The sequence below is a fragment of the Microcoleus sp. B5-D4 genome, from assembly GCF_036705145.1.
GTDB lineage: Bacteria > Cyanobacteriota > Cyanobacteriia > Cyanobacteriales > Microcoleaceae > Microcoleus.
Genome location: NZ_JAUBTV010000055.1, coordinates 1 through 13,893, shown reverse-complemented (window position 1 = coordinate 13,893; position 13,893 = coordinate 1). Strand labels below are relative to the sequence as shown.

General features: G+C 44.9%; 11 protein-coding genes. 1 reads left to right on the top strand and 10 read right to left on the bottom strand.

Annotated elements, in window-relative coordinates; genetic code table 11:
• Positions 1-479: 479 nt before the first annotated feature.
• Positions 480-2,336 (top strand): bifunctional 3'-5' exonuclease/DNA polymerase, encoded by a 1,857-nt coding sequence (locus QUB10_RS22525; protein ID WP_333205506.1) that lies wholly within the window; start codon positions 480-482, stop codon positions 2,334-2,336.
• A gap of 112 nt (positions 2,337-2,448) precedes the next feature.
• On the opposite strand, the gene QUB10_RS22520 is transcribed toward QUB10_RS22525, so the two are convergent.
• The 10 genes from QUB10_RS22520 to QUB10_RS22475 all read right to left on the bottom strand — a co-directional run bounded on the left by QUB10_RS22520 (position 2,449) and on the right by QUB10_RS22475 (position 13,551).
• Complete coding sequence (locus QUB10_RS22520; protein WP_333205505.1) at positions 2,449-3,885, bottom strand: NCS2 family permease; 1,437 nt, start codon at positions 3,883-3,885, stop codon at positions 2,449-2,451.
• Between the two features lie 34 nt (positions 3,886-3,919).
• Complete coding sequence (locus tag QUB10_RS22515) at positions 3,920-4,183, bottom strand: hypothetical protein (protein ID WP_333205504.1); 264 nt, start codon at positions 4,181-4,183, stop codon at positions 3,920-3,922.
• 79 nt (positions 4,184-4,262) lie between these two features.
• Positions 4,263-4,973, bottom strand: coding sequence for a Rieske 2Fe-2S domain-containing protein (locus tag QUB10_RS22510; RefSeq protein ID WP_333205503.1), 711 nt, complete (start codon positions 4,971-4,973; stop codon positions 4,263-4,265).
• Positions 4,974-5,767: 794 nt separating this feature from the next.
• Complete coding sequence (locus QUB10_RS22505; protein WP_333205502.1) at positions 5,768-6,838, bottom strand: IS630 family transposase; 1,071 nt, start codon at positions 6,836-6,838, stop codon at positions 5,768-5,770.
• Positions 6,839-7,081: 243 nt separating this feature from the next.
• Positions 7,082-9,640, bottom strand: a complete 2,559-nt coding sequence (locus tag QUB10_RS22500; RefSeq protein ID WP_333205501.1) for a sigma 54-interacting transcriptional regulator — start codon at positions 9,638-9,640, stop codon at positions 7,082-7,084.
• Positions 9,641-10,298: 658 nt separating this feature from the next.
• Positions 10,299-10,676 (bottom strand): nuclear transport factor 2 family protein, encoded by a 378-nt coding sequence (locus QUB10_RS22495; RefSeq protein ID WP_333205500.1) that lies wholly within the window; start codon positions 10,674-10,676, stop codon positions 10,299-10,301.
• 108 nt (positions 10,677-10,784) lie between these two features.
• A complete protein-coding gene (locus QUB10_RS22490) occupies positions 10,785-11,141 on the bottom strand; it encodes a RidA family protein (protein ID WP_333205499.1) in 357 nt (118 codons plus the stop codon).
• Positions 11,142-11,702: 561 nt separating this feature from the next.
• Positions 11,703-12,647 carry a zinc-binding dehydrogenase gene (locus QUB10_RS22485; protein WP_333205498.1) on the bottom strand — a complete coding sequence of 315 codons (945 nt, stop codon included), beginning with the start codon at positions 12,645-12,647 and terminating at the stop codon, positions 11,703-11,705.
• 159 nt (positions 12,648-12,806) lie between these two features.
• On the bottom strand, positions 12,807-13,349 hold the full coding sequence (locus QUB10_RS22480; RefSeq protein WP_333205497.1) for an SDR family oxidoreductase: 543 nt from the start codon (positions 13,347-13,349) through the stop codon (positions 12,807-12,809).
• Positions 13,291-13,551 (bottom strand): SDR family NAD(P)-dependent oxidoreductase, encoded by a 261-nt coding sequence (locus QUB10_RS22475; protein WP_333205496.1) that lies wholly within the window; start codon positions 13,549-13,551, stop codon positions 13,291-13,293. The genes QUB10_RS22480 and QUB10_RS22475 overlap by 59 nt, the downstream gene beginning before the upstream one ends.
• Positions 13,552-13,893 lie beyond the last annotated feature (342 nt).

Genomic DNA, 13,893 nt, shown 5'->3' with positions numbered 1-13,893 from the left:
AGTATCGTTCCCAAAACTGTCCGGAGTATTGTTATATGTCATAATTTTTAAATTTCAATTCAAGCAATATTTTCCAACTCACCTCCCTCTAAAAATCTTTTTCAAAAGCTAATCGTACAGACGCTAACGCAGCCGTTTGTAAAAAGATTCCAGATGGCAAACCAGGCTGCGACCTTTTAGGCCGCACTTGGGATAGTCAAAACAACTGTTGCCAGCTCTAAAGTTGGCAACTATTTTCAATCAAAACCAGGGTTGGCTGGTTTTTTTCGACCAACCGCCATCCTTTATGTCTCTTACCTTATTCCTAAAGTTCAGGACTTAAATTGATTTACAAAAAACAGACTTATAACTCGTATACTTCCCAAATAAAACCCATCATCCTCAAGCTACCTAATGTCGAAAACTCCTTAAAAATAGTTAAATTTTGTGCATTATTGACACAACGATATTCTTTCACTTTTTTATAAACGGAACTAATTATGAAACCTAATCCACTCAAAGAGCAGAAACAATCAACCGCTATCCCAACTGTTTTGAGTCCAGACAAACTTAAAATAGCTCAGTTGCAAGTTACACTTAAAACTCCTTATCAACTGATCGATACTGCTTTCAATCTTGAAACAGCCCTTCAACCATTCCAACAAGCAAAAATCATCGGTATAGACTGCGAAACGACAGGGCTTGACCCCTACAAAGCCAAAATTAGATTGTTACAACTTGCCATTCCTGACCATCCAGTAATCATTGTAGATTTATGGACCATTGAACCGAGTTCCCTCGAACCATTACGCTTGCTCTTAGCGAGTCCTGCACTGAAGGTAGGTCACAACCTCAAATTTGAATGGCAAATGCTCGCTTTTGCCGGACTGGAACCATCCAAACCCTTTTTCGATACCTATTTGGCTTACCGAGTGCTGACGGCTGGACTAAAACGCCATTTGTCCCTAGATGCTGTCACTGAGAATTTGTTGAAAGTAAAGCTAGACAAAACGCAGCAAGTTAGCGATTGGTCGGGAAACTTAACACTCGCTCAACTCCAATATGCTGCTACCGATGCTGCAATCTTACTCCCGCTGGCTGCTGCTCTGCAACAAAAACTGAAAGCTTCTAAGCTTTGGAAAACTGCTTTACTAGAGTTTGCTTGTCTGCCTGCGGTGGCTTCTATGGAACTCAACGGAATGCTTTTAGATAGAGAACAGTGGAAAGTTTTGGGAGTCAAGCTCTGTTATCAACGTGACTCTCTTTTAAAACAAATTACTTCACAACTCCATCGACCTAACCCTAATCAACAAATCTCTCTGCTGCCCGAATTTACGGATACAATTAATCCTCGCTCTCCCAAGCAAGTCTTAGCGGCTTTGCAAGAAAAAGGTATTCCTGTTACTTCCACTAGCTCTCAACATTTAATTCCTTTGCAAGGCGAGTATCCCGTTATTCAAGCACTGTTAGAATACCGCAGTTTATCGGCTCGTATCGATACTTTTACTCTGGGTTTACCTGAACGCATTCACCCGATTACAGGGCGCATTCATCCCAATTGGTTTCAGATTGGTGCTAGATCAGGACGGTTTAGTTGTCGAGAGCCAAATTTAACGAATATCCCCAGAGATAAGGAAACCCGACAGTGTTTTAAAGCTGTACCCGGTTACGTCCTGCTCAAAGCCGATTACAGCCAGATTGAACTGCGGATCATGGCGAAGGTTTCGGGCGATCGCACGATGGTGAAAGCTTACTCCAAAGGGGAAGATTTGCACTCTCTGACCGCTTCTTTGGTGCTAGCAAAACCTTTATCTAAAATTACTGTCGAAGACAGACAGCTCGGTAAAATTATTAACTTCGGTTTAATTTATGGCATGGGAACACAGAAATTTAAGAATATGGCTCAAGCAGAGCATGGAGTCACTTTAACGCTGCAACAAGCTTCACACTTTCGTAAGAAGTTCTTTGAATCCTATACAGGTATCAAACAATTTCACGGCAAAGTTCGGAGCGCCTGGAGCCGAGGTATTCGAGAGAGTCGGACTGTCTTAGGCAGAAGGAGATTATGGTCAAAAGATACTAAACCGTTGCTTAATGAGATGCTAAATAACCCAATTCAAGGAATGAGCGCTGACATTACTAAACTCGCTCTTGCTCTCATTTTTTCACCTCTAAGCTGCACGGATGCTAAACTGATTTGTGTGGTTCACGATGAAATTTTAATAGAGTGTCCTATCGAAGAAGTAAAGCCCGTTAAAGCAATGCTTAAAAAATGTATGGTGAGAGCCGGGAATAAATTTCTCTCTCCGATTCCTTGCGAGGTAGAAATTAAAGTGATGGAAAGTTGGGGAGGATAAACCCGCCCGACCCCACGAAAAATTCCCTGATTGACATTGCTGCAAGATATCAGGGAGATCGAACTTGATATAAGTGATTCAAACCTAGCAGTTGGATCTCGCCTGAGCCGGCTCAGGCTGCTGAATGATGAAACCGCAGCGACATAAAGATGAACCGAATCACGAAGATGCCCGCCACGATCCAAGTTCCCCCAGACACTTCCTTGGCTCTACCTTGGCAGGTTTTCACAATCGGATAGGCAATAAATCCGATCGACAACCCTTCCGCGATTGAATACGTTAATGGAGTCAGGAAAATCGTTAGAAATGCTGGAATCACTTCCGACATATCATCCCAGGGAATTTCTTTCACCTCAGCTAACATCATCGCGCCAACAATTACCAGCGTCGGCGTCGTTGCAAAAGCCGGAATCGCTTTAAACACCGGAATGAAAAACAGCGACAACGCAAATAATCCTGCCACAACTAAAGCGGTAAATCCAGTTCGACCGCCTTCGGCAACGCCTGCGACCGATTCAACATAAGCCGTCACGCTCGACGTACCGAATATCGGACCGATTGTGTTGCCAATGGCATCTGCCATCAGTGCTTTATTGGCACGCGGCAGCTCGCCATCAGGTCCGATATAACCAGCCCGCATTCCGACACCCGTTAACGTCCCGATGGTGTCAAAAATATCAACAAACAGAAACACAAATAGCACTGCAATCCAGTCAATAAAATTCTCCGAGTTCAGATTAGCAATTCCCAGAAATGCTTGACCAAAAATGTCTTTTGGCAGTTCCGGCAGCGCAAAAAATCCTTGAGGTGGGGGTGAAACCTTGAACAGCCAAGCCCAAATAGCAGTTCCAAAAATTCCAAATAGTAACGCACCTCTGACGCGCCGCACCACCAATCCGGCTGTAATCGCTAAACCCGCCACAGCCAGTAGCGTGTTCGGTTCTGCTAAGCTGCCAAACGCCGTTTTTGTGGCGGGATTTGCCACAATCAATCCGGCCCCCCCATTAACAACATCTCCTGACATCCCGATGTAGGCAATAAACAAGCCAATCCCACCTGCGGTTGCGTGCTTGAGCGACTTTGGAATTGCCGCGATCAATAACTTACGTACATCTGTCAACGTCAGAAGCATAAAAATTAATCCCTGAACAAACACGCATGACAGCGCCAACCGCCAATCGATTTTCAGTCCGATTACAACTGAAAAAGCAAAAAAGGCATTCGTTCCCATTCCAGGCGCGAGCCCGAACGGGTAGTTGGCTAAAATTGCCATGCAGAAGGTTCCAACTGCCGACGCCACAGCGGTTGCTACAGCCAATTGCGAAAACAAATCTCCAGGTTGTTGTAGAAAAATCGCGTTTGACAGAATAATTGGATTGACGACTAAGATGTATCCCATCGTCATGAACGTGGTGATACCCGCGAGCGTCTCTGTTCTGAAATTGGTTCTGTAGAAATCAAACTCAAAGAACTCTGCCAGTGCTGCTTGCCAACCTGTGTAGGATTGCTTTGGTGGAATTGGTTTTTGAAATTCTAAATCAGCGCTCATGGTTTGGATATCCGAAATTTAATTGAGATAGGAGTTAGGCGGTAAACGATTGTCCTAGACCCAATGCCGCCAATCCTTTGCGATAGGCGATCGAGCTTTTATCCTCGGCAATGTGGACTTCATCTTGCAGCGTGATCGGTAAATCTTGGGGATACTGTTCTTCAACAATGTCCTTATCTTCGCCAAACACTTGATGGTTAAAGTCCAGCGTGTCTTGCAGCGGTGCATATTTGTCAAAATTGCGGCCTCTCAGCACTACCCAAGCGCGTTGTGCGGGCCCAAACCGGACAGGCAGCATTCAGGATGTGTAACTGCCCGTTCCCAAAGGTAACGCTTAACTTCGCTGTGAACGGCAGCCACACTTCAAACAATCGACGCTACTTAAACCCAGGCGGACTCAGATGCTTTAGATTGTGCGGATAGTTGCTCACAGTGCTGACATCATCAGCGCGAAACCCGTGCGGTAGTCGCTCAACGGGATAATCTGGCACTTCTGGATTTTCGCCCTCGCCAAAGGATTCGGTGTGAACAAACGTAAAATGACTCACATCCAGAAAGCCTTCGACTTGACGACCTGCTGCAGCTTCGTGAGCCACGCTGGCTGGCAGAACCTGAATATAGTCTGGATCGTTCCATTCCTGAAAGTATGGAAAATGCACCGAACCGTTATCCACCAGCCTTACCCACACTAAACCATAGCGTTCGGTGACAGCGTAGGTCGTCAATTTCAGCCGAGCGGGAATTGCGGCATCGGGTTGAGCGGGAATACGGGTGCATTGACCGCTTTTGTCGTAGCCGGCGCCGTGATATTTGCATTGGAGTTCATCGTTCTCAACCCATCCCAAACTCAGAGGAGCACCGCGATGCAAACACAAATCCCGTGCTGCAACAGTTGAGCTATCGGAAAGTCGAAACAGCACTCGACGTTCATCGAGCAGCTTTGCGGCAAACGGTCGATCCGTGACTTCATGCGAGAACGCGATCGGATACCAAAACGGCGCAAGGGTTTTCCAATCAGTTTCACTAAAGGTGCAGTTTCGAGGCAATACAAACGCAGAATTGCACGATAGTTCTTGTATAGTGTGCATAATCCTGTATGCGAAATACCGCTGAAGCTTAAGATATTAGAAAGCTTACTTCTGTACGATTTACTACATACCTCTCTTTTGTCACTTTCGGCAGAAAATAATCTGGGATGGTTATAGCATAAGACTTTTACCAAAAACCTTGATTTGGGCCATTCTGTTGGAAAATAAATGCTCAAATCCTTGATAAACCTACAGTTGAAAATTTGGTTCTCATTTTTAATTTCCCAAAGTGACAAAAGAGGGATACCCCTCTTTTGTTACTTTCGGCAGAAAATAATCTGGGATGGTTATAGCATAAGACTTTTACCAAAAACCTTGATTTGGGCCATTCTGTTAGAAAATAAATGCTCAAATCCTTGATATATCTACAGTTGAAAATTTTGGTCTCATTTTTAATTTCCCAGAGTGACAGAAGAGGGATACAGCAATTTCCAGGTTTATGGAGTACGGTTGCAAGGGTTTGTCAACCAGTTTGGTAAGTGCTTGGGATTAAGGTGTACTTTATTTGCCTGGAATCTGCTGTATCCCTCTTCTGTCACTTTCGGCAGAAAATAATCCGGGATGCTTAGAGCATAAGACTGGCGTTGCTGATTTACGGTATGAAAAGCTAAATATGCAAGTTATAGAAACCAGTATCCACAAAGCTTCGGGAGCTTCAACTAATTTTTTTTCATACCCCGATTAAGCAATACCAATAAAAGCCACCTGTTTTTGTCGGCCGGGAGCCTGCAGCATTCCGCCTCACCTTTAGTCAAACAGTTTGGAGGGTTCGGGAGACTCCTGATACCATTTTTTTAAAGATGTGATAGAGATAAAGCCTGTAAAATCCAAGACCATCCGGTGAGAAATCCAATGACGCGATCGGTGAAAGATGCTAAAATTTCCTGAACTTTTGTGCGAAGTTCATCAAGATTACTAAACACCGACCAAGCTAAGAAATCTTTGAGATATTCCCACACTCTCTCTGTGGGATTTACTTCGGGACAAGCCGGAGGTTGAAACAGTAAAATAATATTGTCTGGTAAGTCAGATGAGTCTAAATTATGAGCGGGTGCATTATCGACTTGAATGATGTGTAATTCATCGGGATATTGTATTGACAAAAGTTGCAAATATGCTTCAAAACAAACTTTATCTAAATGTGAAAACTCCCAAAAAAAACTTTTGCCAGTAGAAATCGATACAGCCCCGTATAGCCAAAAGCACTCAAATTTCCATTGGTGCTTCCCCATAGGCTTTACGCCAAAAAGCGTTAGCTTTCGCCTCCGAATTGTATGCAAGCCTAATCGAGTTTCATCGCTGCACCAAAACTTGACTTTTTTATATTTGTTTACTTGAGGTGAAGCTGTCTCCAGCAAAGCTTTTATTTGGTAGTGCAAGCTATTTTTGAAGTCATTAATTGCCGTAGCTTTTTGAGAGATACTTCGAGGTCTCGGAATTTTTAATTTACTTTTTAATTCACCTTTAGTTAAAGAATATACAGCCGAATAACTACTGGCTATTCCTTTGATTAACCAGAGCCATAACCGAACTTCTTGGTAACTGCGAAATCCTTCAGGATCTCTAAATTCTTGTTGCAATAAAGCGCCTACTTCAACTGAGAACTTTTTTGGGCGACCAAAAACCTGCCGATTTTTTAATAAATTTTCTAGACCGCCTTGTTTGTATTGAAAGAGCCAGCGATGAATTGTTGCCTCACCTTTACCTAAAACTGCTGCTACTTCTCGCACAGTTGATACTTGTTTCGATTGGAATAAATAAAGCATTTGTACTTTATTGTAGGCAAGGATTCTTGTTTGTTTCTTAAGAATTATTTGCAAATATTCTACAGATTCGGTAATTTTTATGTTGGGGCGACCAGACATTTTCATTGGCTCCTTTACTTCTTACATAAGTCTATCACATCTTTAAAAAAATGGTATGATTCCTCCCTTGCGATAAACACACAGATGGCAGTTAAGCGCCTTATGCGCTCAATCGCCATCATAACGGGAATGGCTAACTCGAATTTGGTATTACATTGGCATTTTGCTGGTTAGTTTTACATCCTAAGTTCGGTAAAACCTAAAAAATTAAAACTAAAAGTAATATATCGCGCATAGCCACTTTCAGGTTCCTACGATCGCATACCACAAACTCACCATCAGGCACAAACTCGCTAAATGTTGTGGAATCAAAGATTTAATTGAGCGCTTGGCAATTTTTTGAGTCACCAGTATTGTGACTAATAATGATACAATTAAAGTGAAACCTTGCAAGAAACTAATCACCGCTGGATCGCCAATAAAACTCGGTAAATCATCTCTAATTCGTCCGAAAGTGGCAAAAGTTACGGGAATTACCCGACCCCCTTCCTGTAAACCCAATCGCCAATAGTGAGCCAAACTACCGCCCCAGACTAAGGGTAAATAGCCGTAGGCGAGAGAGACAAATGAGAGGGGTTTGTAAGTTGTAAATGGCATGGTTTCTGCTTGTCCCAATCGATAAACTGCTTGCATGATTGCGTAGGCAATTAGGGGAATCATCGGCGGGATAATTAACACTGCGAGCGACAGTCCTAAATGAGGTAAAAATTGCTCTAAATTGATGCCCAGGCCCAACAAACTATTTATCTCGGGCAAGCGATGCAGATAAATACCGCCTAATAAGAGAAATAACAGGGCAACTTCATAACTGTGAGGAACGTGGGTAGTCCATAATTCGATGCCGGGAGGGCGCAGATTTAATTCTACTGATCGATGCGGACAAGCTTTCAAGCAAGTCATGCACAACACGCAATCTTTATTATCGGTTAATTGGGCGGGATGGGAATAAACCGGACAGCCATTAGTAGTTAATCCTTCCCCCAAGCCGGGGCCGCCTTTGTAACATTGGTAGGTGCTGCATTCCGCCGCGCAGGTTCCTTGTTGGGCGCGAAGTTCGATAATTGATAGTTTAGCAAATAATCCATTCATTCCCCCGATCGGGCATAAATAACGACACCAAAATCGCCTCTCGAAGATTAGGGAAAAAATTACCGCTCCGGCGGTGATGAGCAACAACAAACAACTGGATAAATAGGCGGTATTTTCTAAATCCCACAACTCTTCCCACAGAAATATCAGAGTAAATAGCCCAAATAGAACCCAACCACCCCATTTTTCGGCTTGTTGTCGCGGCCATTTATTGAGAGTTCGAGGGAAAATTCTTAGCGATAGTTTTTGGACGATTTCCCCATAAATCATAAAAGGGCAAAAAGCACACCATAACCGCCCGACGATGGGGAATAATAATAAAATTAACGGCCACCACCACGCCCAAAAGATATTTAGGGCAAAATTATGTTGTCGATCTTGGGGAGCAACAAACAGGATAATTACTACCAATGCAAACACCCAGGTAGTAAACCAATAATTCACGCGATCGGGATACCAATCGCTCCGTAAAAATTGCCGAAATTTAGGATAAATATTTAATAAATTCAGCCGAAACTTTTGTTTCTTCGCTGCCTGGGCCCAAAACACTTCTTCCGTTAATACCTGATTCCCCTGTGCTTGAACTAAGGCGCGATCGACCATTCCTTGCAGTTCCTGCAAGTTTCCTGGAAAATCGTAGGCTTGCAAGCGGCGAATTGCTTCCGGCGTGACTTGGGGCTTGACTAATTTCTTTTTACGACAAATGAGGTTAAGGTAATAGTTAACCTGTGCTTCTAAATCTGATTTTCGCACCCGCAATGATGGAACTTTAATTTTATGTTGCGTCAGGTTATCCAGGTGGGGCTGGACAATTTCTGAGATTAAAATTATCCGCGCATTACTTGAACGTGGTGGTGGCGGTATTTGTCCTTCTTTGACAACTAGCGTATAGGTTCCATCGGTTAATAATTGCTGAATTTGGGGACATAATTGAGAGGGTAATTCTTGCAAATCATTTAAAATTAACGTCCCTTCTCCCAACCATTCCAACAGCCCCGGCTTGCCGCCCAACCGCCCAAATAATTCCGCTCCATTGCTCTGAAGTAAAGCACTTTTAATTTGAATAATTGGCTCGTTGCGGCGATGGGAACCGAAATGAATTAAAGCAGCTAAATTATCCTTTTCTAAACCAGGTTCGCCAGAGATTAATACCGATCGGCTGTCACTCGATGCCGTGCGAATTTGTTGGCGCAATTTCACTGCATAACGACTATTGCCAATTACTCCCCGTCTCGCCTTGGGTACTAGATAGCTGCGGAGGGCATTTTGACGCTCGCGTTCGTAGGCAATTTCTGCTTCTAACTGCTCTAATTTCGCTGCCAAGCGTTGAGCGTAGGCTTCGGTAATGCGTGGATATCTTTTTAGCAAATTGTGCCAGCGATGGGTAGTAATTACCCAAAATTGACATTCTGTCCGAGTTATAATTCGACTATCGGCAGGTTGCGAGTGCTGGAGGGCAGATAAATTCACGATCGCCCCCGGCAACAAACTGCTCGCCCACATTAATCCCGGTTGTTTGCGGCGGTAGCGATCGGCTTGTCCCCGTTCTAAAATATAGAGATTAGTGACAGGCGTATCTTCAATTACCACTCGAAACCCGGGGGGAAAAGTTGCCATTTCCATTTCACGCGCGATCGCCTGTAAAATATCGTGGGATAATATACCTAATTCGGTATTTTTTTCCAGCCAGTTAACTAATGTTTCGGTAGACATCGTTTAGCGTCGGCGAAAGCCGAGGCGTGGTAGTTGGTGTAGAATCTATTATATTCAAAAACTCGACAACCATAACCATTACTCAGTCATTTTATTTGCATAAGCCTATTTTAGCGTTACCCTTGAATTTTACCTCGATAGCCCATCGTAAAAGTGGTAATTGCTCAACTACGGTAAAAAATGGAGCCATCAATAGAGAGAGCTTGTTGAATAAATTGATAAGCAGTTAGGCGTTGCTGATTTATGGTATGAACGACTCACTCTCCACAAAATGAAACAAGCGCGTCAGAACATCTTCGGAATTTCCAACTTATCTATTTTCATACCGTGATTCAGCAACGCCCATAAGACTTTTATCAAAAATCTTGATTTGGGCCATTCTGTTAGAAAATAAACGCTCAAATCCCCGCTCTATCTACAGTTAAAATTTGGCTCTCACTTTTATTTTCCCAGAGTGACAGAAGAGGGGTATTTTTCAGAATTGACCCGCATCCGCGATCGTGACACGGCTTTTTGAGTATTTATACTCAAATTTAACAAACCGATCTACTCTCCATTAGCACCCCAACTGTGTGTGCAAGTTGAGGGTGCGGAATGTGGGTTTCAAGTTTCGTTCTCGCAGGTGATGAGAAAAAATTTTCATGATAATCGATTCCTTTTATGCCGCGTTGCTGCTTTCATCCTTGACCTTGGTTTTGATCACGAAAGCCTTTAATTCGACCATCTGGCCGCCGCGAAAGCACCAGACATCGCAGTACGAGTAATGAGCCGTCTTCCCCTCTTCGTCCTTGATTGTGAGGTCGCCGAGTGCCGTGACGAAATCCCCCTCAGCGATCAATTTCGCAACGATATTCAAAGGCGGTTCCACATACTCCGTTGCCATCCATTGGCGAACGGCTTCCTTCCCTTGAAGGGTCTTGTCGCCTACCAATGTCCATTGCGTGTCGTCCGTGCAGAACGACAAAAATTCTTCATAGTTGCCCTGAGCGATCGCCGCGTTTGCCGCTTCTAAGATTGCTTTATTTTTGTCTGACATCTGAATTTCTCCTCTGTTCAAGTAGATGCTTTAACGAAGCGAGAGCGGTTTCCCGATCGGTGCGTCTTTCTTAGCCGCCGAATCACCCCGTTGCCGCTTGTGCAAAATTCACGGAACAATTGCAGTAACACGGATTTCAATCCGCATCGTTGGCAGCCCAAGAGCTGCGACTCCTACCTGTGTCCAAATTGGGGCATGGTTGGGCATGTAATGGCGATATAACCTGACCATCACTTCGTTAACCTCCGGGGGAAACCCGCCAACATGGTAAGAATTGACGTGGACAACATGCTCCCAACCCGCACCAGCAGTTGCCAAGGTTCGCTCTACATTCCGAAACGCCTGGGCAATCTCATCCGCAAGCGCTTCGGGAATTTGCAGATTGTCATCCCAGCCACCTTGACCTGATATCTCTACTCGATCGCCAATTTTTACCGCTTGCGAGTAATGCAATTCATTCAGCATGTATTCCCCATAACCAGGGGTAACAAAAAACTTGGGCTTATTCATGGCGTTCCTTGTGTAGTATATTTGCTCTATCTCGCGTTGCTGAAACGAGTTTGTTTCGGCCGATTTAGACCCTAATGTTCAGAATTCACTTTCCATGTAATCACAATGAGTTCTACAAACAGTAAGACACCTATATCGCGAAAACGCTCCTAAAATGGCTTCCATCGTCCAGTTCTGACTCTGAACCTCCCAGATCCTCCCAACAATGTTCACTCCAATCACCAACCAGGGTAGAATGACCAGTGAATTCCGTCTGCGATAGAAGCGGATCGTCGTCTCGCGCCAAAATGGGAAGGTGCTGAGGAGACAAGCAATGTAGGAGGCTCCTGCACTGCTGAACAAGCTTCTTTGAAGATCCGAAGGCAGGTTTGGGTATCCAAGTGCGATCGCTGTTAGACAAACTCCCAGCGCCAGATACAGGAAAGTAAACAAGGTAAATTGTTTCATTCTTTGTAAATAAAGCTCAGCGATAATCTATTCCGAGGTGGCTGCCATGACTCAGCCGATGAACAACAATTAGTCCACATGCAGCACAGCCTTACCTGAAAATCTGCGCCCGATCAAATCAGCCGACGTTACGTCTGCTTCACGCCACGAAACTGCTCGATCAATATGCGTTTTGAGCCGCCCCTGCTCAACTAACCTCAGCAGACGAGCCAGCCCAGAACTAGCGCTTTCCATCTCTACTTCGGTGTACAGTGTGAACCCGTAAAGCGTGCGCTGCCCTCCATTCTCGGAATAGAAGTCTGCCAGGGACAGCTTCATCTCGTTGCCGCTGCTACTGCCATAACAAACGCAGGTGCCTCCTTGAGCCAAAAACGCAGTTAGCTTCCCGACCAATTCACCTCCTACTCCATCGACAATCAGTCGATAAGGCGCGAACTGCTCGGCTTCTTGCCCAGTCTCGGTCACCACCACTTCATCTGCGCCGTAATCTCGCACAAATGCTTCTTGCGCTGACTGACGAATTTGGGCAACGACGCTGGCTCCCATCATCCGAGCAAACTGCATGGCGAAGAGTCCCACTCCCCCTGTTGCCCCTGTGATCAGCACCCGACTTCCTAGTAAACGAGATCCCTTTTCCACTGCATACAGTGCTGTTAACCCCGCGACGGGCAGTGTGGCGGCATCGGTATGTGATACGCCCTGGGGAATGATAGCCAGAAAGCGAGTCGAAATTGCTACATATTCTGCCCAGCCCTCCGAGCGGATAGAGAGGGCAACAATTTTTGTCCCTGTGGGTGGACCACTGCCGTCCTGTGCTGTTTGTTCAACAACGCCAACGATATCCCAGCCAATTGGAGTACCCAGTGGATCATTTTGCGATCGCTTAAGTTCGCCCCGATTCATCGAAAATGCCTTGACGCGAATCAAGCACTCGTTAGCCTTCGGAGTAGGAACTTCAGTGTCTTGAAAGGTGAGGTTGCCAACGGCATCTGGTGAACTCACGAGTCTACGCATCGCCATATCCTTGTGTGTAGAGGGCTATAGTTTCATGTTCTAGATAGAACTGTTTCAATCAATTTGCTGTATATAGCAAGTCTATTTGAGTCATGAATGTAGAACCACCTGAAACGCTTGTGATCATTGAATCGATTGTTTACAAATCAAATGGTTTTGCTATATCCACCATCGATCACGCTTGGGTTGTCCCGTGATATAGCTGGGAGCATCAGAGCAAAGAAACACAACCGCTTGAGCAATTTCCGTTGCCTGACCGATCCGACCGATCGGAACCATAGACCCAAGATCATCGAACGTTATGCCTATCTGGTCAGCGCTACGAGCCATTAGATCAGTCGCAAGGGAACCGGGATTAACAGCATTAATCTGAATGCCCTGTTTGGCATAGTCAAGTGCGGCAGTGCGTGTCAGCCCCATCACCGCGTGTTTGCTGGCAACGTAGGGAGAGATTCCTGGCAGCGCAACAAGACCATTGGTGGACGAATTGTTCACGATCGCGCCTACGCCTTGGGTTAGTATCTGCTGAATTTCGTATTTCATACACAAGAATAGCCCTCGTGCATTGACCGACAGGATCTTGTCAAAATCCTCGATCGATTGTTCATGCAACGGTGTCACAACAAGATCGATGCCAGCATTGTTAAAGGCACAATCCAGTTTGCCGTAGATTGCGATCGTCTTGCACCAATTCCCGAACATCCGCCTCATTCGATACATCTGATTTCACGAACAAGCATTCCGCTCCAGTCTCACGAATCAAATCAGCGGTTTCTTCACCTTCTACACTGCGTATGTCCGAGAAGACAACTTTGGCTCCAGCAGCACCGAAGGCGATCGCTGTTGCTCGACCAATTCCCAATGCGCCTCCTGTAACTAACGCCACTTTATCTTGCAGTATCATTCTGTTTCTCCTGTTTCAATCTTTGTGGGTAGATTCCCCGCACCTGGGGGCGTAAAATGCCAGGATGATTGAGTACATCCATAAGCGGCATAACGTTCCTGCTCACCGGACGCAGATCGCCTTTGTCTGTGACCAACAACCTATATTCGTTTTGGTGCAGAGGGCTTGTTAGCTAGTTTTTGTTGCATCGAACATGGAACTTTATGAGTTCAACGCCTTTTCAATACGACGATCGGGAATGAGCCACAGAACTGCAACCAGAGCGTAAGTAGTTAAGCAAAATTAATTACATAATTATCTCCAAATTCTTTAAGAATTTTTTCTACAGATGAAACAAGAGAT

Coding starts and splice junctions, on each gene's coding strand:
- QUB10_RS22510 (WP_333205503.1), bottom strand. CDS start 4,973: ATGCACACTATACAAGAACTATCGTGCAATTCTGCGTTTGTATTGCCT.
- QUB10_RS22515 (WP_333205504.1), bottom strand. CDS start 4,183: ATGCTGCCTGTCCGGTTTGGGCCCGCACAACGCGCTTGGGTAGTGCTG.
- QUB10_RS22490 (WP_333205499.1), bottom strand. CDS start 11,141: ATGCTGAATGAATTGCATTACTCGCAAGCGGTAAAAATTGGCGATCGA.
- QUB10_RS22480 (WP_333205497.1), bottom strand. CDS start 13,349: ATGTTCGGGAATTGGTGCAAGACGATCGCAATCTACGGCAAACTGGAT.
- QUB10_RS22500 (WP_333205501.1), bottom strand. CDS start 9,640: ATGTCTACCGAAACATTAGTTAACTGGCTGGAAAAAAATACCGAATTA.
- QUB10_RS22505 (WP_333205502.1), bottom strand. CDS start 6,838: ATGTCTGGTCGCCCCAACATAAAAATTACCGAATCTGTAGAATATTTG.
- QUB10_RS22485 (WP_333205498.1), bottom strand. CDS start 12,647: ATGCGTAGACTCGTGAGTTCACCAGATGCCGTTGGCAACCTCACCTTT.
- QUB10_RS22525 (WP_333205506.1), top strand. CDS start 480: ATGAAACCTAATCCACTCAAAGAGCAGAAACAATCAACCGCTATCCCA.
- QUB10_RS22495 (WP_333205500.1), bottom strand. CDS start 10,676: ATGTCAGACAAAAATAAAGCAATCTTAGAAGCGGCAAACGCGGCGATC.
- QUB10_RS22520 (WP_333205505.1), bottom strand. CDS start 3,885: ATGAGCGCTGATTTAGAATTTCAAAAACCAATTCCACCAAAGCAATCC.
- QUB10_RS22475 (WP_333205496.1), bottom strand. CDS start 13,551: ATGATACTGCAAGATAAAGTGGCGTTAGTTACAGGAGGCGCATTGGGA.